Annotated in this window: 18 protein-coding genes; 17 read left to right on the top strand and 1 reads right to left on the bottom strand. The window is 73.7% G+C overall.

What is annotated here, in order from left to right; genetic code table 11:
- Positions 1-17 precede the first annotated feature (17 nt).
- From aroQ to nusB, 3 genes are all read left to right on the top strand, one after another.
- Positions 18-467 carry a type II 3-dehydroquinate dehydratase gene (aroQ, locus tag OOK41_RS23210; RefSeq protein WP_266266685.1) on the top strand — a complete coding sequence of 150 codons (450 nt, stop codon included), beginning with the start codon at positions 18-20 and terminating at the stop codon, positions 465-467.
- A gap of 73 nt (positions 468-540) precedes the next feature.
- Complete coding sequence (gene efp / locus OOK41_RS23205) at positions 541-1,098, top strand: elongation factor P (protein ID WP_117671644.1); 558 nt, start codon at positions 541-543, stop codon at positions 1,096-1,098.
- Between the two features lie 23 nt (positions 1,099-1,121).
- A complete protein-coding gene (gene nusB, locus OOK41_RS23200) occupies positions 1,122-1,532 on the top strand; it encodes a transcription antitermination factor NusB (protein WP_207892875.1) in 411 nt (136 codons plus the stop codon).
- A gap of 81 nt (positions 1,533-1,613) precedes the next feature.
- Here the strand turns inward: nusB and OOK41_RS23195 are convergent, their stop codons facing one another.
- The gene (locus tag OOK41_RS23195; protein WP_091436620.1) at positions 1,614-2,102 is read right to left on the bottom strand and encodes a transcriptional regulator; all 489 of its coding nucleotides are present in this window, start codon (positions 2,100-2,102) and stop codon (positions 1,614-1,616) included.
- A 284-nt stretch (positions 2,103-2,386) separates the two neighbouring features.
- Here OOK41_RS23195 and pyrR point away from each other — a divergent pair, with 284 nt between their 5' ends.
- The 14 genes from pyrR to OOK41_RS23125 all read left to right on the top strand — a co-directional run bounded on the left by pyrR (position 2,387) and on the right by OOK41_RS23125 (position 19,327).
- Positions 2,387-2,974, top strand: a complete 588-nt coding sequence (gene pyrR / locus OOK41_RS23190) for a bifunctional pyr operon transcriptional regulator/uracil phosphoribosyltransferase PyrR (RefSeq protein WP_117671648.1) — start codon at positions 2,387-2,389, stop codon at positions 2,972-2,974.
- Positions 2,971-3,897, top strand: coding sequence for an aspartate carbamoyltransferase catalytic subunit (locus OOK41_RS23185; protein ID WP_117671650.1), 927 nt, complete (start codon positions 2,971-2,973; stop codon positions 3,895-3,897). The genes pyrR and OOK41_RS23185 overlap by 4 nt, the downstream gene beginning before the upstream one ends.
- A complete protein-coding gene (locus OOK41_RS23180) occupies positions 3,894-5,387 on the top strand; it encodes a dihydroorotase (protein ID WP_266266684.1) in 1,494 nt (497 codons plus the stop codon). Before OOK41_RS23185 ends, OOK41_RS23180 begins: the two co-directional genes overlap by 4 nt.
- A gap of 115 nt (positions 5,388-5,502) precedes the next feature.
- Positions 5,503-6,663: a glutamine-hydrolyzing carbamoyl-phosphate synthase small subunit gene (carA, locus tag OOK41_RS23175; protein ID WP_266266683.1), complete on the top strand. Its 1,161-nt coding sequence runs from the start codon at positions 5,503-5,505 to the stop codon at positions 6,661-6,663.
- The gene (gene carB / locus OOK41_RS23170; protein ID WP_117671656.1) at positions 6,656-10,003 is read left to right on the top strand and encodes a carbamoyl-phosphate synthase large subunit; all 3,348 of its coding nucleotides are present in this window, start codon (positions 6,656-6,658) and stop codon (positions 10,001-10,003) included. Before carA ends, carB begins: the two co-directional genes overlap by 8 nt.
- Before the next feature lie 124 nt (positions 10,004-10,127).
- Positions 10,128-11,171 (top strand): quinone-dependent dihydroorotate dehydrogenase, encoded by a 1,044-nt coding sequence (locus OOK41_RS23165; protein WP_266266682.1) that lies wholly within the window; start codon positions 10,128-10,130, stop codon positions 11,169-11,171.
- Between the two features lie 53 nt (positions 11,172-11,224).
- The gene (locus tag OOK41_RS23160) at positions 11,225-12,499 is read left to right on the top strand and encodes an adenosylmethionine--8-amino-7-oxononanoate transaminase (RefSeq protein ID WP_117671660.1); all 1,275 of its coding nucleotides are present in this window, start codon (positions 11,225-11,227) and stop codon (positions 12,497-12,499) included.
- A gap of 128 nt (positions 12,500-12,627) precedes the next feature.
- Positions 12,628-13,464 carry an orotidine-5'-phosphate decarboxylase gene (pyrF, locus tag OOK41_RS23155; protein WP_266266681.1) on the top strand — a complete coding sequence of 279 codons (837 nt, stop codon included), beginning with the start codon at positions 12,628-12,630 and terminating at the stop codon, positions 13,462-13,464.
- Positions 13,465-13,643: 179 nt separating this feature from the next.
- Entirely contained in the window at positions 13,644-13,961 is a 318-nt protein-coding gene (gene mihF / locus OOK41_RS23150) for an integration host factor, actinobacterial type (RefSeq protein WP_266266680.1), read from the top strand.
- Positions 13,962-14,011: 50 nt separating this feature from the next.
- The gene (locus OOK41_RS23145) at positions 14,012-14,545 is read left to right on the top strand and encodes a guanylate kinase (protein WP_266266679.1); all 534 of its coding nucleotides are present in this window, start codon (positions 14,012-14,014) and stop codon (positions 14,543-14,545) included.
- A gap of 45 nt (positions 14,546-14,590) precedes the next feature.
- Positions 14,591-14,854 (top strand): DNA-directed RNA polymerase subunit omega, encoded by a 264-nt coding sequence (rpoZ, locus tag OOK41_RS23140; RefSeq protein ID WP_007075826.1) that lies wholly within the window; start codon positions 14,591-14,593, stop codon positions 14,852-14,854.
- Between the two features lie 15 nt (positions 14,855-14,869).
- On the top strand, positions 14,870-16,081 hold the full coding sequence (gene coaBC, locus OOK41_RS23135) for a bifunctional phosphopantothenoylcysteine decarboxylase/phosphopantothenate--cysteine ligase CoaBC (protein WP_266266678.1): 1,212 nt from the start codon (positions 14,870-14,872) through the stop codon (positions 16,079-16,081).
- Between the two features lie 82 nt (positions 16,082-16,163).
- Complete coding sequence (gene metK, locus OOK41_RS23130) at positions 16,164-17,357, top strand: methionine adenosyltransferase (protein ID WP_117671667.1); 1,194 nt, start codon at positions 16,164-16,166, stop codon at positions 17,355-17,357.
- A 59-nt stretch (positions 17,358-17,416) separates the two neighbouring features.
- On the top strand, positions 17,417-19,327 hold the full coding sequence (locus OOK41_RS23125) for a primosomal protein N' (RefSeq protein ID WP_323136214.1): 1,911 nt from the start codon (positions 17,417-17,419) through the stop codon (positions 19,325-19,327).
- Positions 19,328-19,357 lie beyond the last annotated feature (30 nt).

Genomic DNA, 19,357 nt, shown 5'->3' with positions numbered 1-19,357 from the left:
CGAACGAAAGGCAGCACATGAGGGTGTACGTGCTGAACGGGCCGAACCTGGGCCGGCTGGGCACCCGCCAGGTCGACGTGTACGGGGCGACCAGCTACGCCGACCTGGTGACGCTGTGCGTGCGGACCGGCCGGGAGCTGGGGCTGGACGTGGTGGTCCGGCAGACCGACGCCGAGCACGAGCTGGTCGGCTGGCTGCACGGGGCGGCCGACGAGGGCGCGGCGGTGGTGCTCAACCCGGCCGCCTGGTCGCACTACTCGATCGCGGTCCGGGACGCCTGCGCGATGCTGCGCGGCCCCCTGGTCGAGGTGCACCTCTCCAACATCCACGCCCGGGAGGAGTTCCGCCGGCACTCGGTGGTCTCGGCCGTGGCGACCGGGGTGATCTGCGGGCTGGGCGTCGACGGCTACCGTCTCGCCCTGCACCACCTGGCGGCCCGAGCGGAGGCGGAAACGGCCGGCGGCTGACGGCGGGGACGGCCGGTGCCGGCAGCTAGTAGACTTGCCAGGTCTGTCCGCCAATTGATGATCAAGGCAGGAAATGGCCTCCACCAACGACCTGAAGAACGGCCTGGTACTCAACCTCGACGGAGAGCTCTGGTCCGTCGTCGAGTTCCAGCACGTCAAGCCCGGTAAGGGTGGTGCCTTCGTGCGTACCACCCTGAAGAACGTGCTGTCCGGCAAGGTGGTCGACAAGACCTTCAACGCGGGCACCAAGGTCGAGACCGCGACCGTGGACAAGCGCACGATGCAGTACCTCTACGCCGACGGCGAGGACTACGTCTTCATGGACCTGGAGACGTTCGACCAGATCACCGTCCCCGGTGGCACCGTGGGTGAGGCGGCCAACTACCTCCTCCCGGAGGCCGAGGCGACCGTCGCCACCCACGAGGGCGTGCCGCTCTACATCGAGCTGCCGACCTCCGTCGTGCTGGAGATCACCTACACCGAGCCGGGCCTGCAGGGCGACCGGTCCACCGGCGGCAACAAGCCGGCGACCGTCGAGACCGGCGCGACCGTGCAGGTGCCGCTGTTCATCACCACCGGCGAGAAGATCAAGGTCGACACCCGCGACGGCCGTTACCTCGGCCGCGCCTGATGGCCGAGGGCGCCAAGCAGCAGATGCCGGCGCGCCGCAAGGCGCGCAAGCGGGCGCTGGACGTGCTCTACGAGGCCGACCTGCGCAACCGGCCCCCGGTGGAGGTGCTCGCCGGCTACGTCGAGCGGATCGAGAAGCCCCACCCGGAGCACCTCGGGTACGCGGTCGGCCTCGTCGAGGGGGTGGCCGCGCACCTGGACCGGATCGACGAGCTGATCGCCAGCTACGCCGAGGGCTGGACGCTGGACCGGATGCCGGTCGTCGACCGCAACCTGGCCCGGATCGCGGTGTACGAGCTGCTCTACGTCGACGAGCTCGACGACGCGGTGGCGATCAGCGAGGCCGTCGAGCTGGCCCGGCAGATGTCGACCGACGACTCGCCGCGCTTCCTCAACGGGGTGCTCGGCCGGATCGCCGAGTACGCCACCCGCTGAGTCGGCGGCGTCGCCGCGCCCCACACGACGAGCGAAGGGCCCGTGCCGTCCGGCACGGGCCCTTCGCTCGGTCGACCTGGGTCAGGAGGCGAAGAACGCCCGCGGGTCGGCGACGAGCACGCCGTGCTCGGTGAGGCGCTCGATCAGGCCGGACGGCGAGGCGTCGTAGACGATCGCCAGGGCGCGCAGGTCGTCGGCGCGGATGGAGAGCACCCGGCCGTTGTAGTCGCCGCGCTGCTGCTGGATGGCGCGGGCGTACCGGGCGACGTAGGCCAGCTCCTCGGAGGCCTCGTCGTAGAGCCGCTCCAGGTCCAGCACGATCTTGCTGGTGGGCTCGTGGCGTACCCCGCTGCCGTCGGGCAGCAGCTCGGAGACGGGCACCCGGTAGAAGTCGGCCAGCTCGGCCAGGCGGGACACCGTGACGGCGCGGTCACCGCGCTCGTACGAGCCGACCACCACGGCCTTCCACCGCCCGTTCGACTTCTCCTCCACCCCTTGCAGGGACAGGCCCTGCTGCTGGCGGATGGAGCGCAGGCGGGCACCCAGCGACTTGGCGTATTCAGAGGGCATTCGGACACTCCCAGTGCTGCTCGGGGTTCTCCCAGCGATCGCTACGGAGCGTGACGGTACGGGGATTGCGACACCTGGTCAAGTGGTCGTGACCCTACCGTTGGGGAGCGCAGGGTGACTTATCCCGATTCGCCACCCTGATCCAGGGGTCAGTGCCGGCGGCGGCGTACCACGTGACCGCTGGTAACGTGGCGTGAAGCCCCGGTCCGGCCCGTTCGCGGTCCGCCGGAGGTGCCAGACATCCTTTAACGACCCGTCCCGTGAGGCGGGGAAGGAGGTCCGCCGTGGCCTACCCACCGGCTGCCCACCCGTCGCCACCGCGACAACCCTCGGTGAAGGTGATCCTCACCGCAGCGGACGTCTCGCGGGTGGTGGACCGCATCGCCCACCAGATCCTGGAGAAGACCCAGGGCGCCGCCGACACCGTGCTGCTCGGCATCCCCACCCGGGGCGCGCCGCTGGCGCGGCGGCTCGCCGCCCGGATCAGCACCTTCGAGGACATCGTCGTCCCGGTCGGTGTGCTCGACATCACCCTCTACCGCGACGACCTGCGTCGCAACGCCACCCGAGCGGTCGGCCCGACCCAGCTTCCGCCCGGCGGGATCGACGGCCAGCGGGTTGTCCTCGTCGACGACGTGCTGTTCTCCGGCCGCACGGTCCGGGCCGCCCTCGACGCGCTCGGCGACGTCGGCCGCCCCGCCTCGGTGCAGCTCGCCGTGCTGGTCGACCGGGGCCACCGGCAGTTGCCCATCCGCGCCGACTACGTGGGCAAGAACATCCCGACCGCGCTGGCCGAGAGCGTGCGGGTCACCCTCGCCGAGACCGACGGCGCGGACGAGGTCCGGCTGTACGGAGAGGCGCTCCCCTCATGATCCGCCACCTGCTCTCCGGCGCCGACCTGGACGCCGCCGCCGCCACCCAGATCCTGGACACCGCGGCCGAGATGGCCACCGTCGCCGGGCGCGAGGTCAAGAAGCTGCCCGCGCTGCGCGGCCGGACCGTGGTGAACCTGTTCTACGAGGACTCCACCCGGACCCGGATCTCCTTCGAGGCGGCGGCGAAGCGGCTCAGCGCCGACGTGATCAACTTCTCGGCCAAGGGCTCCAGCGTCGCCAAGGGGGAGAGCCTGAAGGACACCGCGCTCACCCTCCAGGCCATGGGGGCCGACGCGGTGGTCGTCCGGCACCCCGCCTCCGGCGCGCCGCACCGGCTGGCCGACTGGGTGGCCGGGTCGGTGGTCAACGCCGGTGACGGCACCCACGAGCACCCCACCCAGGCGCTGCTCGACGCGTACACGATGCGCTCCCGGCTGGGCCGGCTCGCCGGCCTGCGGGTCGCCGTGGTCGGTGACGTGCTGCACTCCCGGGTGGCCCGCTCCAACGTGCTGCTGCTGTCCACCCTCGGCGCGAAGGTCACCCTGGTCGGCCCGCCCACGCTCATCCCGGTGGACATCGCGGCGGCGCTCGCCCCCGGCACCGACGTCTCCTACGACCTCGACGTCGTTCTCCCCGACGTGGACGTGGTGATGATGCTGCGGGTGCAGCGGGAGCGGATGAACGACTCCTACTTCCCCTCCGCCCGCGAGTACGCCCGCCGCTACGGGCTGGACGGCCCGCGGATGCGCCGGCTGCCCGAGCACGCGATCGTCATGCACCCCGGGCCGATGAACCGGGGCATGGAGATCACGCCCGAGGTCGCCGACTCGCCCCGCTCCACCATCGTCGAACAGGTCGCCAACGGGGTCTCCGTGCGGATGGCCGTCCTCTATCTCCTGCTCGGGGGGAACAAGCTGTGACCGCGTACCTGATCACCAACGTGAGCGTCGTCGGCGCCGCGCCGACCGACCTGCTGATCCGCGACGGCGTCGTCGCCGAGGTAGGCCCGGGACTGGCCGCGCCGGACGCCGCCGTGCTCGACGGCACCGGGCTGGTCGCCCTGCCCGGCCTCGTCGACCTGCACACCCACCTGCGCGAGCCGGGCCGCGAGGACGCCGAGACCGTCGAGTCCGGCTCCCGGGCGGCGGCGCTGGGCGGGTACACGGCGGTCTGCGCGATGGCCAACACCTCCCCGGTCGCCGACACCGCCGGGGTGGTCGAGCAGGTCTGGCGGCTCGGCCGGGAGGCGGGCCTGGTCGACGTGCAGCCGATCGGCGCGGTCACCGTCGGACTGGCCGGCGGGCGCCTGGCCGAGCTGGGCGCGATGGCCGACTCGGCGGCCCGGGTGCGGATCTTCTCCGACGACGGGCACTGCGTCGCCGACCCGCTGCTGATGCGCCGGGCCCTCGAATACGTCAAGGCGTTCGACGGGATCATCGCCCAGCACGCCGAGGAGCCCAGGCTCACCGAGGGCGCGCAGATGCACGAGGGTGAGGTCTCCACCCGGCTCGGACTGACCGGCTGGCCGGCGGTCGCCGAGGAGGCGATCATCGCCCGGGACGTGCTGCTCGCCGAGCACGTCGGCAGCCGGCTGCACGTCTGCCACGTCTCCACCGCCGGCAGCGTCGAGGTGCTGCGCCAGGCCAGGGCCCGCGGCGTCCGGGTCACCGCCGAGGTCACCCCGCACCACCTGCTGCTGACCGACGAGGTCGTGAGCGGGAGGAGTGAGCTTGCGAGCCCCGCACTCGCGAACAGCGGAAGCTCGGTGAGCGGGAGGAGTGAGCTTGCGAGCCCCGCACTCGCGAACAGCGGAGGCTCGGTGAGCGGGAGGAGTGAGCTTGCGAGCCCCGCACTCGCGAACAGCGGAGGCTCGGTGAGCGGGAGGAGTGAGCCTGCGAGCCCCGCACTCGCGAACAACTGGAGTCCGGCCGGCGCCTACGACCCGGTGTACAAGGTGAACCCGCCGCTGCGCACCGCCGCCGACGTCGCCGCGCTGCGCGCCGCGCTCGCCGAGGGCGTGATCGACGTCATCGCCACCGACCACGCCCCGCACGCCGTGGAGGACAAGGAGTGCGAGTGGGCGTACGCCCGGCCGGGCATGCTCGGGCTGGAGACGGCGCTGTCGATCGCCCTGGCCGTGCTCGGCCCGCAGTGGGAACTGATCGCCGAGCGGATGTCCCGTGCCCCGGCCCGGATCGCCGGGCTCGACTCGCACGGCCTCGACCCGGCCCCCGGCGTGCCGGCCAACCTCACCCTGGTCGACCCGGCCGCCCGGCGGGTAATCGAGCCCGCCGAGCTGGCCAGCCGCAGTCGCAACACCCCGTACGCCCGCATGACGCTGCCAGGTCGCATCGTGGCGACCTTCCTGCGCGGCGAGCCGACGGTCCTGGACGGAAAGGCAGTCAGGTGATCCGAGCGAGGAGTGCAGCGGAGCGGAGCCCCGCAGTCCGGATCGAAGGAAGTGCGGTCCGAGCGAGGAGTGCAGCGGAGCGGAGCCCCGCAGTCCGGATCGAAGGAAGTGCAGCATGAGAAGGCGTCCCGCGATTCTCGTCCTTGAGGACGGGCGCACGTTCCACGGCGAGGCGTACGGCAGCGTCGGGGAGACCTTCGGCGAGGCGGTCTTCAACACCGGCATGACCGGTTACCAGGAGACCCTGACCGACCCGTCCTACCACCGGCAGGTGGTGGTGCAGACCGCGCCGCACATCGGCAACACCGGCGTCAACGGCGAGGACGACGAGTCCGGCCGGATCTGGGTCGCCGGGTACGTGGTCCGTGACCCGGCCCGGATCGGCTCGAACTGGCGGGCCACCGGCGGGCTGGAGGACCGGCTCGCCGCCGAGGGCGTGGTCGGCATCGGCGGGGTGGACACCCGGGCGCTGACCCGGCACCTGCGCGAGCGCGGCGCGATGCGGGTCGGCATCTCCAGCGTCGACGACGACCCGCGCGCCCTGCTGGCCCGGGTCCGCCAGGCGCCGCAGATGGTCGGCGCGGACCTGTCCGCCGAGGTGACCACGGCGCAGCCGTACGTGGTCGAGGCCGAGGGCGCGCACCGGTTCACGGTGGCGGCGCTGGACCTCGGCATCAAGCGCAACGTGCCGCGCCGGCTCGCCGCGCGCGGGGTCACCACCCACGTGCTGCCCGCCTCGTCGGGCATCGACGACCTGCTCGCCACGGGCGCGGACGCGGTGTTCCTCTCGCCCGGCCCGGGCGACCCGGCCACCGCCGACGGCCCGGTCGGGATCGCCCGGGAGGTGCTGCGCCGGCGGATCCCGCTGTTCGGCATCTGCTTCGGCAGCCAGATCCTCGGCCGGGCGCTGGGCTTCGGCACCTACAAGCTCGGCTACGGCCACCGCGGCATCAACCAGCCGGTGCTCGACCGGGTCACCGGCAAGGTCGAGGTGACCAGCCACAACCACGGCTTCGCCGTGCGGGTGCCGGGCGCGGACCAGGGGGCGGTCGTCCCCGACCAGGTGATCGAGACCGAGTTCGGCGGCGTCCAGGTGTCGCACGTCTGCCTCAATGACAACGTGGTCGAGGGGCTGCGGGCGAAGGACGTGCCCGCCTTCACCGTCCAGTACCACCCCGAGGCGGCGGCCGGCCCGCACGACGCGGACTACCTCTTCGACCGCTTCGCCGAGCTCATCGAGGGCCGGACCCACAGCGAGGGGCGCACGAATGCCTAAGCGGACCGATCTCAAGCACATCCTGGTGATCGGCTCCGGGCCGATCGTCATCGGGCAGGCCTGCGAGTTCGACTACTCCGGCACCCAGGCGTGCCGGGTGCTGCGCAGCGAGGGGATCCGGGTCAGCCTGGTCAACTCCAACCCGGCGACCATCATGACCGACCCGGAGTTCGCCGACGCCACGTACGTCGAGCCGATCACCCCGGAGTTCGTCGAGCTGGTCATCGCCAGGGAACGCCCCGACGCCCTGCTGCCCACCCTGGGCGGGCAGACCGCGCTGAACACGGCGGTCGCGCTGCACTCCGCCGGCGTGCTGGACAAGTACGGCGTCGAGCTGATCGGCGCCAACATCGACGCCATCAACCGGGGCGAGGACCGACAGCTGTTCAAGGACATCGTCGCCAAGGCCGGCGCCCGGATCGGCGTCGCCGACCCGACGGGCCTGGTGCCGCGTTCCCGGGTCTGCCACTCCATGGCCGAGGTCGAGGCCACCGCCGCCGAGCTGGGCCTGCCGGTGGTGATCCGGCCCTCGTTCACCATGGGTGGCCTGGGCTCCGGCATGGCGCACACCGACGCCGACCTGGCCCGGATCGCCGGGGCGGGGCTGGCCGCCAGCCCGGTGCACGAGGTGCTCATCGAGGAGAGCGTGCTCGGCTGGAAGGAGTACGAGCTGGAGCTGATGCGCGACCGCCACGACAACGTGGTGGTGGTCTGCTCGATCGAGAACGTCGACCCGATGGGCGTGCACACCGGCGACAGCGTCACCGTGGCCCCGGCGATGACGCTGACCGACCGGGAGTACCAGCGCCTGCGCGACCTGGGCATCGCCGTGCTGCGTGAGGTCGGGGTGGACACCGGCGGCTGCAACATCCAGTTCGCGGTCAACCCGGCCGACGGGCGGATCGTCGTGATCGAGATGAACCCCCGGGTGTCCCGCTCCTCGGCGCTGGCGTCGAAGGCCACCGGCTTCCCGATCGCGAAGATCGCCGCGAAGCTGGCCATCGGCTACACCCTCGACGAGATCCCCAACGACATCACCCTCAAGACCCCGGCGGCGTTCGAGCCGACCCTGGACTACGTGGTGGTGAAGATCCCCCGGTTCGCGTTCGAGAAGTTCCCCGGCGCGGACCCGGAGCTGACCACCACCATGAAGTCGGTGGGCGAGGCGATGAGCCTCGGGCGCAACTTCACCGAGGCGCTGAACAAGGCGATGCGCTCGATGGAGACGAAGGCGGCCGGGTTCTGGACCCAGCCCGACCCGCGGGGGGCGACGAAGGAGGACACCCTCGCCGCGCTGGGCGTCCCGCACGACGGCCGGCTGTACACCGTCGAGCGGGCGCTGCGCCTCGGCGCGTCGATCGCCGAGGTCGCCGAGGCGTCCGGCGGGATGGACCCGTGGTTCCTGGACCAGATCGCCGCGCTGGTGGAGCTGCGGGCGGAGATCGTGGACGCCCCGGTGCTCGACGCCGACCTGCTGCGCCGGGCCAAGCGGGCCGGGCTGTCCGACCGGCAGCTCGCCGCGCTGCGCCCCGAGCTGGCGGCCGAGGACGGGGTGCGCACGCTGCGGCACCGTCTCGGCGTCCGGCCGGTCTACAAGACGGTGGACACCTGCGCCGCCGAGTTCGAGGCGACCACCCCGTACCACTACTCGACCTATGACCAGGAGACGGAGGTCGCGCCGTCGGACCGGCCCAAGGTGCTCATCCTGGGCTCCGGGCCGAACCGGATCGGCCAGGGCATCGAGTTCGACTACTCGTGCGTGCACGCGGTGATGGCACTCCGGGCGGTGGGCTACGAGACGGTGATGGTCAACTGCAACCCGGAGACCGTCTCCACCGACTACGACACCGCCGACCGGCTCTACTTCGAGCCGCTGACCTTCGAGGACGTCCTGGAGGTGTGGTACGCCGAGGACTCGTCCGGGAAGGCGGCCGGCGGGCCGGGCGTGGTCGGCGTGATCGTGCAGCTCGGCGGGCAGACCCCGCTGGGCCTGGCGCGGCGGCTGAAGAACGCCGGCGTGCCGGTGGTCGGCACCTCGCCGGAGTCGATCCACCTGGCCGAGGAGCGCGGCGCGTTCGGGTCGGTGCTGGCCCGGGCCGGGCTGCGCGCCCCCGCGCACGGCATGGCCACCTCGTACGAGGAGGCCAAGGCGATCGCCGAGGAGATCGGCTACCCGGTGCTGGTCCGCCCGTCGTACGTGCTGGGCGGGCGGGGCATGGAGATCGTCTACGACGACCCGACGCTGCGCGACTACATCGGCCGGGCCACCGACATCTCCCCGGACCACCCGGTGCTGGTGGACCGGTTCCTCGACGACGCCATCGAGATCGACGTGGACGCGCTCTGCGACGCCGACGGCGAGGTGTACCTCGGCGGGGTGATGGAGCACATCGAGGAGGCCGGCATCCACTCCGGCGACTCGTCCTGCGCGCTGCCGCCGATCACCCTGGCCGGCTCGCACCTGGCGCAGGTGCGCCGGTACACCGAGGCGATCGCCAGGGGCGTGGGCGTGCGTGGCCTGCTCAACGTCCAGTACGCGCTCAAGGACGACGTGCTGTACGTGCTGGAGGCCAACCCGCGGGCGTCCCGGACGGTCCCGTTCGTGTCCAAGGCCACGGCGGTGCCGCTGGCCAAGGCGGCGGCCCGGATCGCCCTCGGCGCCACCATCGCCGAGCTGCGCGCCGAGGGGCTGCTCCCGCCGACGGGCGACGGCGGGACGATGCCGGCCGACGCGCCGATCGCGGTGAAGGAGGCGGTGCTGCCGTTCAAACGGTTCCGCACCCCGTCGGGCAAGGGCATCGACTCGCTGCTCGGCCCGGAGATGAAGTCCACCGGCGAGGTGATGGGCATCGACACCAACTTCGGTCACGCCTTCGCCAAGAGCCAGTCCGCCGCGTACGGGTCGCTGCCGACCGCCGGGAAGATCTTCGTCTCGGTGGCCAACCGGGACAAGCGCGGCATGATCTTCCCGATCAAGCGGCTGGCCGACCTGGGCTTCGAGATCGTCGCCACCACCGGCACCGCCGAGGTGCTGCGCCGGCACGGCATCGCCTGTGAGCAGATCCGCAAGCACTACGAGTCCGGCGCGGGCGAGGACGCAGTCTCGATGATCCTCGGCGGCGACGTGGCCCTGGTGGTCAACACCCCGCAGGGCTCCGGGGCGAGCGCCCGCTCGGACGGCTACGAGATCCGCAGCGCCGCCGTGACGGCCGACATCCCCTGCGTCACCACGGTCCCGGGCGCGGCGGCGGCCGTGATGGGCATCGAGGCCCGCATCCGCGGCGACATGCGCGTGCGCCCCCTCCAGGACCTGCACGCCACCCTCCGAGCCACCCGATGACCCCCACCCCCACCCCCACCCCCCGCCCGATCGGCGATGATCAAGAGGTTTCGGTCGCCCAGGGGCCCCTTCCCGGACGCAAACTTCTTGATCAACCCGGCGGTGTGGCCCGGGGGAGGGTGCGGTGATCTTCGAGAAGGTGGTGCGGCCCGGGTTGTTCCGGGTGGGGGGCGGGGACGCCGAGGCGGCCCACGAGTGGACGCTGCGGCGGCTGGCTGCCGTGTCGCGGTCGCCGGTGGCGCTGGCCGGGCTGCGGGCCCGGTACGCCGTGCGGGCGCCCCGGACGGTGTTCGGGGTGCGGTTCCCGAACCCGGTGGGGCTGGCCGCCGGGATGGACAAGGACGGGGCGGCGCTGCCGGCCTGGCCGGCGCTGGGCTTCGGCTTCGTGGAGGTCGGCACGGTCACCGCGTACGCCCAGCCGGGCAACCCCCGGCCCCGGCTGTTCCGGCTGCGCGACAGCGAGGCCGTGGTGAACCGGATGGGCTTCAACAACGCCGGCGCGGTGGCGCTGGCGGACCGGCTGGCCGCACTGCCCCGCCCGCTCGGGGTGCCGCTGGGGATCTCGCTGGGCAAGTCCAAGGTGACCCCGCTGGACGAGGCGGTGCAGGACTACCTCGCCTCGTACCGGGCGCTGCGCGGGCACGGCGACTACTTCGCGGTCAACGTCTCCTCGCCGAACACCCCGGGGCTGCGCGCGTTGCAGGACCGGTCCTACCTAGACGCGCTGCTGGCGGCCCTGGTGGGGGAGAAACCGGTGCTGGTCAAGATCGCCCCGGACCTGACCGACCCGGCGATCGCCGAGTTGCTGGAGGTCTGCCTGGCCCGGGGCGCGGCCGGGGTGATCGCCACCAACACGACCCTGGCCCGTGACGGGCTCGCCCCGGCCGACCGGGCGCGGGGCGCGGAGCAGGGGGGGCTGTCCGGGCGCCCGCTGGCTGCCCGCGCCCGGGAGGTGGTCGCCTTCGTCCACCGGGAGACCGGCGGGCGGCTCCCGGTGGTCGGGGTGGGCGGCATCGTCGACGCCGACGACGCCGCCCGGATGTTCGACGCGGGCGCGTCCCTGGTCCAGCTCTACACCGGGTTCATCTACCGGGGCCCGGCCCTCGTCCGGGCCGCCGCCCGGGCCGCCCGCCCGGCCCCCTCGGCGCTCCAGGGCGGCCGGACATGACCGGGGAGCCCCCGACAGGCGGCCGGACCCGCCCGGGGCGGGAGGGAACGCCGATGACACCCGAGGACGTCCTCGCCGCCGACCGGGCGCACGTGTGGCACCCGTACGCGCCGCTGCCGCCGGCCACGGCGCCGTACGTGGTGGACAGCGCGCGGGGGGTGCGGCTGCGGCTGGCCGACGGCCGGGAGCTGGTGGACGGGATGTCGTCCTGGTGGGCGGCCATCCACGGCTACCGGCACCCGGTGCTGGACGCGGCGGTCACCGACCAGCTCGGCCGGATGAGCCACGTGATGTTCGGCGGGCTGACCCACGAGCCGGCGGTGCGGCTGGCCGGCACGCTGGTCGAGCTGGCCCCGCAGGGGCTGGAGCGGGTCTTCCTGTGCGACTCGGGCTCGGTGAGCGTCGAGGTCGCGGTGAAGATGTGCCTGCAGTACCAGCGGGCCACCGGGCGGCCGGGGCGGCGCCGGCTGGGCACCTGGCGGGGCGGCTACCACGGCGACACGTTCCACCCGATGAGCGTCTGCGACCCCGAGGGCGGCATGCACCATCTCTGGGGCGACGTGCTGCCCCGGCAGGTGTTCGCGCCCGTGCCGCCGGGCGGTTTCGACACCCCGCCCGACCCGGCGTACGTGACGGCGCTGACGGACGCCGTGCAGCGGCACGCCGACGAGTTGGCCGCCGTGATCGTCGAGCCGGTGGTCCAGGGCGCCGGCGGGATGCGCTTCCACCATCCGGAGTACCTGCGGGTGCTGCGCGAGGTGACCCGGGCCCACGGCGTGCTGCTGGTCTTCGACGAGATCGCCACCGGCTTCGGCCGCACCGGGACGATGTTCGCCGCGGAGCACGCCGGGGTGAGCCCCGACGTGCTCTGCGTCGGCAAGGCGCTCACCGGCGGGTACCTGACGCTGGCGGCGGCGCTGTGCACGGCGGAGGTGGCGGAGGGCATCTCCCGCGACGGGGTGCTGGCGCACGGTCCGACGTTCATGGGCAATCCGCTCGCCTGCGCGGTCGCGAACGCCTCCATCGGCCTGCTGCGGGCCGGGGACTGGGCCGCCGAGGTGGCGAGGGTGGGCGCGGGCCTGCGGGCCGGTCTGGAGCCGCTGCGGGGCGCGCCGGGGGTGGCCGACGTGCGGGTGCTCGGCGCGATCGGCGTGGTCCAGCTCGACCACGAGGTGGACCTGGCGAGGGCCACCGCCGCCGCGGTGGAGCAGGGGGTCTGGCTGCGGCCGTTCCGCGACCTGGTCTACACCATGCCGCCGTACGTCACCGGCGACGCCGACGTCGCCCGGATCGCGGCGGGGATCGCCGCGGCGGTGGCGGTCGGCTGACCCGCGCCGCGGGTCCACCGGTCGGGGCGTGGCGGGTCCCGGATCGGTCAGCCGCGTGCCGGTCCCGGCGCGCGGCGGGGCGCGGCGGGCGCCGCCCCCGGGGAGAGGTCGAGAGAGGGAGAGGTCGGATGGAGAGCTTCGGTGCCCGGTTGTACCGGGCGGTGGCGGAGCGTGGGCCGCTGTGCGTGGGCATCGACCCGCATCCGGGGCTGCTGGCGCGGTGGGGCCTGTCGGACGACGTCGACGGGTTGGAGCGCTTCAGCCGCATCGTGGTGGAGGCGCTCGGTGACCGGGTCGCGGTCGTCAAGCCCCAGTCCGCGTTCTTCGAGCGCTTCGGCTCCCGAGGCGTGTCGGTCCTAGAGTCAACTATCCGACAGTTGCGGGATTCCGGCTCGCTCGTTCTGCTTGACGTCAAGCGTGGGGACATCGGATCGACCGTCGCGGCGTACGCCGCCGCGTACCTCGATCCATCCAGCCCGCTGTATGTCGACGCGCTCACGGCGAGCCCCTACCTGGGAGTAGGGTCGCTGGCCCCGATGTTCGAGCTCGCCGCCGCGCACGGCGGCGGGGTGTTCGTCCTGGCGCTGACGTCCAACCCCGAGGGGGCCGCCGTGCAGCGGGCCCGGACCGCCGACGGGCGGACCGTGGCGCAGACGGTGATCGACGAGATTACGCAGCTCAACCAGGGTGCCGAGCCGCTCGGCAGCTTCGGCCTGGTGGTCGGCGCGACCATCGGTGACACGGGCCACGACCTCTCCGCCGTGCACGGTCCGCTGCTCGCCCCGGGGCTCGGCGCGCAGGGCGCCACGGCGGCCGATCTGCGTACGGTCTTCGGCTCCGGCCTGCCGTCGGTGCTGCCGTCGTACTCCCGAGAGGTGCTGCACGCCGGGCCCGACGTGGCCGCGCTGCGGGCCGCCGCGGACCGGGTCCTGACCGAGTGCCGGGCGGCCCTGGGCGGGGCCTGACTGAGTGAAGGCTCGGTCACTTTGCCGTGGTCGCCGCGCGTCCACGTTGCCGAATGCGCGCGCGACCGCTAGTTTTCCCCGCGCTGGGAACCATGGACCCCTTTGGTTTCCGGCAACTCCACGTTTCACAGATGCGGCGTGGCGTCCCGCCCGTCGCTATAGGGACCTGAGGAGAACTGGTGCCCCTCCCGTCACTGACCCCCGAGCAGCGCGCAGCCGCGCTCGAAAAGGCTGCGGAGATCCGCAAGGCCCGTGCTGAGCTGAAGGAGCAGCTCAAGCAGGGCAAGACCACCCTCGCCGCCGTTCTCGCGCGGGCCGAGGGCGACGACGTCGTCGGCAAGCTCAAGGTTTCGGCCGTCCTGCAGGCGATGCCGGGCATCGGCAAGATCCGGGCGACCCAGATCATGGAGAAGCTCAAGATCGCCGACAGCCGCCGGCTGCGGGGCCTGGGCGAGCAGCAGCGCAAGGCGCTGCTCGGCGAGTTCGCCGCCAACTGAGCACGGCGGGTTCGCCGTCACCTGACCACGGCAGCGTGTAGAAACGAGCCGTGAGCATGGATGACGAGGCGCGCCCGGCGGCTCGGCTCACCGTCCTGACCGGTCCCTCCGGGGTCGGTGTGGGCAGTGTCGTCGAGCTGTTCCGGGCGCGTTCTCCGTCGGTGTGGACGCCGGTGCCGGCCACCACCCGCCCCCGCCGGGCGGGCGAGCGGGACGGTGTCGACCGGCTGTTCCTCGATCCGGCGGAGTTCGACCGGCTGATCGCCGCCGGTCGGCTGCTGGAGTGGGCCCGGATCGGGCCGTACATTCGCGGCACCCCGGCCGGGCCGGTCCTCGCGCGGCTCGCCGCCGGCCGGCCGGTCCTGCTCCCGCTCGACCTGCGCGGCGCGCTCGCCGTCCGCGGGGCGCGCCCGGAGACCCGGCTGGTCCTGCTCGCCCCGCCCGGTTGGCGGCCCGAGCCGGCCGTCGCGGCCGTGGCGGAGCACGTCGTGGCGCACGACCTGACCGGGCGGGCGGTCGACGAGCTGGTAGGCTTGCTCGGTTCTTCTTTCCCGGCTCCGGCTCAACCGCGTCTGCGTGGTTGAGCGACCCACCGCGTCCGCGCGGTAAAGAGACGCAGAGGTTATTTCGTGGGATCCATCGCCAACCCCGAAGGCATCACCAACCCGCCGATCGACGAGCTCCTCGAGAAGACGACGTCGAAGTACGCCCTGGTGATCTTCGCCGCCAAGCGGGCCCGCCAGGTCAACGCCTACTACAGCCAGCTCGGCGAGGGTCTGCTGGAGTATGTCGGCCCCCTCGTGGAGACCACCCCCCAGGAGAAGCCCCTCTCCATCGCCATGCGCGAGATCAACGCGGGCCTGCTCACCGCCGAGCCCACCGACCAGCCGTAGTCCCGCCGCGCGTCGATGTCCGCCGAGATCCTCCTCGGGGTCGGCGGCGGTGTCGCCGCCTACAAGGCGTGTGAGCTGCTGCGGCTGTTCACCGAGTCGGGCCACCGGGTCCGCGTCGTGCCGACCGCGTCGGCGCTCCGCTTCGTCGGTGCGCCGACCTGGGCCGCCCTGTCCGGCCAGCCGGTCGCCGACGACGTCTGGTCCGACGTGCACGAGGTGCCGCACGTCCGGCTCGGGCAGCGGGCCGACCTGGTCGTGGTCGCCCCCGCCACCGCCGACCTGCTCGCCCGGGCCGCCCACGGCCTCGCCGACGACCTGCTCACCAACACGCTGCTCACGGCCCGCTGCCCGGTGCTGCTCGCCCCGGCGATGCACACCGAGATGTGGGAGAACGCGGCCACCGTGGCCAACGTCGCCACGCTGCGCTCCCGGGGCGTCCGGGTGATCGAGCCCGCCGTCGGCCGGCTCACCGGCGCCGACAGCGGCAAGGGGCGGCTGCCCGACCCGGCCGAGATCTTCGCCGTCGCCAAGCGGGCGCTGGCCCGGGGCGTCGTCGCCCCGGCCGACCTGGCCGGCCGCCACGTGCTGGTGACCGCCGGCGGCACCCGGGAGCCGCTCGACCCGGTCCGGTTCCTGGGCAACCGCTCGTCCGGCAAGCAGGGGTACGCCTTCGCCCGCGCCGCGGTCGCCCGCGGCGCCCGGGTCACCCTGGTCGCCGCCAACGTGACGCTCGCCGACCCGGCCGGGGTCGACCTGGTCCGGGTCGGCACCACCGAGGAACTGCGCGTGGCCACCCTGGAGGCCGCCGCCGGGGCCGACGCGGTGGTGATGGCGGCGGCGCCCGCCGACTTCCGGCCCGCCACCTACTCGGCGGGCAAAATCAAGAAATCGAACGCCGGGCCACCTACGATCGAACTCGTCACGAACCCGGACATCGCCGCCGAGTTGGGCCGGCGCCGCCGACCGGAACAGGTGCTGGTGGTGTTCGCGGCCGAGACCGGCGACGCCGAAGCCAACGGCCGAGCAAAGCTCGCCAGCAAGCGGGCGGATCTCATCGTCATCAACGAGGTCGGCCCGGACAAGGTCTTCGGCGCCGAGACCAACGCGGCGACCGTCATCGGCGCGGACGGCGCGGTGCACACCATGCCCGAGCAGTCCAAGGAGGACCTCGCGGACGGCGTCTGGGACCTCGTGGTGGCGCGGCTGGCCGAGGCGTCCGCATTGTGACGTCGTCCTGACCGATCGAGCGCCGCGTGAGTGTGGGTGACTACACTTCCGCGGAACGACTCTTCACATACTTAGGAGTGCCGTGACACGCCGCCTCTTCACGTCCGAATCGGTCACGGAAGGCCACCCGGACAAGATCGCCGACCAGATCAGCGACGGCATTCTCGACGCACTGCTGGCCCAGGACGCGCACAGTCGCGTGGCCGTCGAGACCCTGATCACCACCGGGCAGGTGCACGTCGCCGGCGAGGTGACGACAAAGGCGTACGCCGACATCCCCACCATCGTCCGGGAGACGATCCTCGAGATCGGGTACGACTCCTCGAAGAAGGGCTTCGACGGGGCCTCCTGCGGCGTCAGCGTGTCCATCGGCGCCCAGTCCCCGGACATCGCGCAGGGCGTGGACAACGCGATGGAGCTGCGCACCGGCTCGTCGGAGAGCGCGCTGGACGCCCAGGGCGCCGGCGACCAGGGCATGATGTTCGGCTTCGCCTGCTCGGAGACGCCCGAGCTGATGCCGCTGCCGATCGCCCTGGCGCACCGGCTGGCCCGCCGGCTGACCGCGGTGCGCAAGGACGGCACGATCCCGTACCTGCGGCCGGACGGCAAGACCCAGGTCACCATCGAGTACGAGGGGCTGCGCCCGGTCCGGCTGAACACGGTCGTCGTGTCCAGCCAGCACGCGGCCGACATCTCGCTGGACAGCCTGCTCACCCCGGACGTGCGCGACCACGTCATCGCCCCGGAGCTGGAGAGCCTCGGCCTCGACACCGACGGCTACCGGCTGCTGGTCAACCCGACCGGGCGGTTCGAGATCGGCGGCCCGATGGGCGACGCCGGCCTGACCGGCCGGAAGATCATCGTCGACACCTACGGCGGGTACGCCCGGCACGGCGGCGGCGCGTTCTCCGGCAAGGATCCGTCCAAGGTGGACCGCTCGGCGGCGTACGCGATGCGCTGGGTGGCCAAGAACGTGGTGGCCGCCGGCCTGGCCGAGCGCTGCGAGGCGCAGGTCGCGTACGCGATCGGCAAGGCCCACCCGGTGAGCCTGTTCATCGAGACGTTCGGCACCGAGACCGTGGCGGTCGCCTCGATCGAGAAGGCCGTGTCCGAGGTCTTCGACCTGCGCCCGGCCGCCATCATCCGGGACCTGAACCTGCTCCGCCCGATCTACCGGCAGACCGCGGCGTACGGCCACTTCGGCCGGGAACTGCCCGACCTGACCTGGGAGAGCACCGACCGGGCCGCCGACCTCAAGTCGGCCGCGGGAGCCTGACCGGCGCCAGGCGCAGCGACCGGCGACCCGCAGACGGGTCGCCGGTCGCTCGCGTCTGCGTGGACGTCCCGCTGGCCCATCTCGACCGCCCCTTCGACTACCTGGTCCCCGCCGAGCTGGCCGAGGCCGCGGCCCCCGGGACCCGGGTGAAGGTGCGCTTCGCCGGCCAGCTCGTCGACGGCTGGCTGCTGGAGCGGGCCGACGACTCCGGGCACACCGGCAAGCTGGCCTACCTGGAGAAGGTCGTCTCGCCGGAGCCCGTGCTGGCCCCCGAGGTCGCCCGGCTGGCCCGGGCCGTCGCCGACCGGTACGCCGGCAACCTCGCCGACGTGCTCCGGCTGGCCGTGCCGCCCCGGCACGCCCGGGTGGAGAAGGAGCCGCACGAGCCCGGGGAGCCGCCGGCCCCGCTGGATCCCCCCGCGGCGGACGGCTGGCGGGCGTACCCGGCCGGGCCGGCGTTCCTGCGCGCCCTGACCGAGGGCCGGCCCGTCCGCGCGGTCTGGTCCGCCCTGCCGGGGGAGGACTGGCCCGCCCGGTACGCCGAGGCGGTCGCCGCCACCGTGGCCGGCGGCCGGGGCGCCGTCGTCGTGGTTCCCGACGCCCGGGACCTCGACCGCCTCGACGCGGCGCTGACCGCCGCGCTCGGCGCCGGCCGGCACGTCGTCCTCGCCGCCGCCGCCGGCCCGGCCCGCCGCTACCGCGCGTTCCTGGCCGCCCGGCGCGGCGACGTGCCCGTCGTGGTCGGCACCCGGGCCGCCATGTTCGCCCCGGTGGCCCGGCTCGGCCTGGTCGCCGTCGTCGACGACGGCGACGACCTGCACGCCGAGCCGCGCGCGCCCTACCCGCACGCCCGCGAGGTGCTGCTCACCCGCGCCCAGCTCGCCGACGCGGCGGCCCTGGTCGGCGGGTACGCGCGCAGCGCCGAGGCGCAACTGCTGGTGGAGACCGGCTGGGCCCGGGAGGTGGTCGCCGACCGGGCCACCGTGCGGGCGCGTACCCCCGCCGTCGCGCCGACCGGCGACGACCCGCAACTGGCCCGCGACCCCGGCGCGGCCACGGCCCGGCTGCCCAGCCTGGCCTGGAGCGCCGCCCGCGACGCGGTCCGCGCCGACGCCCCGGTGCTGGTCCAGGTGCCCCGCCGCGGCTACCTGCCCTCGGTCTCCTGCGCCGAGTGCCGGACCCCGGCGCGTTGCCCGCACTGCGCCGGCCCGCTCGCCCTGCCGTCGGCCGAGGGAATGCCGGCCTGCCGCTGGTGCGGCCGGGTCGCCGCCGCGTACGCCTGCCCGGAGTGCGGGGGACGGCGGCTGCGGGCCGCCGTCACCGGCGCCCGGCGCACCGCCGAGGAACTGGGCCGGGCCTTCCCCGGCGTGCCGGTGCGTACCTCCGGCCGGGAGGAGGTGCTCACCACCGTGCCCGGCGGGGCCGGCCTGGTGGTGGCCACCCCCGGGGCCGAGCCGGTCGCCGAGGGCGGCTACGGCGCGGTGCTGCTGCTCGACTCGTGGGCCCTGCTCACCCGGGCCGACCTGCGGGCCGGCGAGGAGGCGCTGCGTCGCTGGCTGGCCGCCGCCGCGCTGGCCCGGCCCGCCGCGGCCGGCGGCCGGGTGGTGGTGGTCGCCGACGGCGCCCTCGCCCCGGTGCAGGCGCTGCTGCGCTGGGACGCCGCCTGGTTCGCCGCCCGGGAGTTGGCCGAGCGCCGCGAGCTGGGCTTCCCCCCGGCGGTGCGGATGGCCAGCGTCACCGGCCCGGCCGACGCGGTGGCCGACCTGCTGGCCGAGGCCCGGCTGCCCGGGGAGGCCGAGCTGCTCGGCCCGGTTCCCGCCGACGGCGACCGGGAACGGATGCTGGTCCGGGTGCCCCGGGCCCGGGCGGCGGCCCTGGCCGGGGCGCTGCACTCGGCCGCCGGGGTCCGCGCCGCCCGCAAGGCGGCCGATCCGGTGCGCCTCCAGGTCGACCCGCTGAGCCTGTTCTGAGCGTCGTCACGATCCGTGCTGGCGGGTGCG

It is taken from the genome of Micromonospora sp. NBC_01655 (assembly GCF_026339755.1).
Taxonomy (GTDB): domain Bacteria; phylum Actinomycetota; class Actinomycetes; order Mycobacteriales; family Micromonosporaceae; genus Micromonospora.
Note: the sequence above shows the minus strand (reverse complement) of the source record. Positions and strands in the feature narration are given on the sequence as shown.

Coding starts and splice junctions, on each gene's coding strand:
- aroQ (WP_266266685.1), top strand. CDS start 18: ATGAGGGTGTACGTGCTGAACGGGCCGAACCTGGGCCGGCTGGGCACC.
- efp (WP_117671644.1), top strand. CDS start 541: ATGGCCTCCACCAACGACCTGAAGAACGGCCTGGTACTCAACCTCGAC.
- nusB (WP_207892875.1), top strand. CDS start 1,122: ATGCCGGCGCGCCGCAAGGCGCGCAAGCGGGCGCTGGACGTGCTCTAC.
- OOK41_RS23195 (WP_091436620.1), bottom strand. CDS start 2,102: ATGCCCTCTGAATACGCCAAGTCGCTGGGTGCCCGCCTGCGCTCCATC.
- OOK41_RS23185 (WP_117671650.1), top strand. CDS start 2,971: ATGATCCGCCACCTGCTCTCCGGCGCCGACCTGGACGCCGCCGCCGCC.
- carA (WP_266266683.1), top strand. CDS start 5,503: ATGAGAAGGCGTCCCGCGATTCTCGTCCTTGAGGACGGGCGCACGTTC.
- carB (WP_117671656.1), top strand. CDS start 6,656: ATGCCTAAGCGGACCGATCTCAAGCACATCCTGGTGATCGGCTCCGGG.
- OOK41_RS23160 (WP_117671660.1), top strand. CDS start 11,225: ATGACACCCGAGGACGTCCTCGCCGCCGACCGGGCGCACGTGTGGCAC.
- pyrF (WP_266266681.1), top strand. CDS start 12,628: ATGGAGAGCTTCGGTGCCCGGTTGTACCGGGCGGTGGCGGAGCGTGGG.
- coaBC (WP_266266678.1), top strand. CDS start 14,870: ATGTCCGCCGAGATCCTCCTCGGGGTCGGCGGCGGTGTCGCCGCCTAC.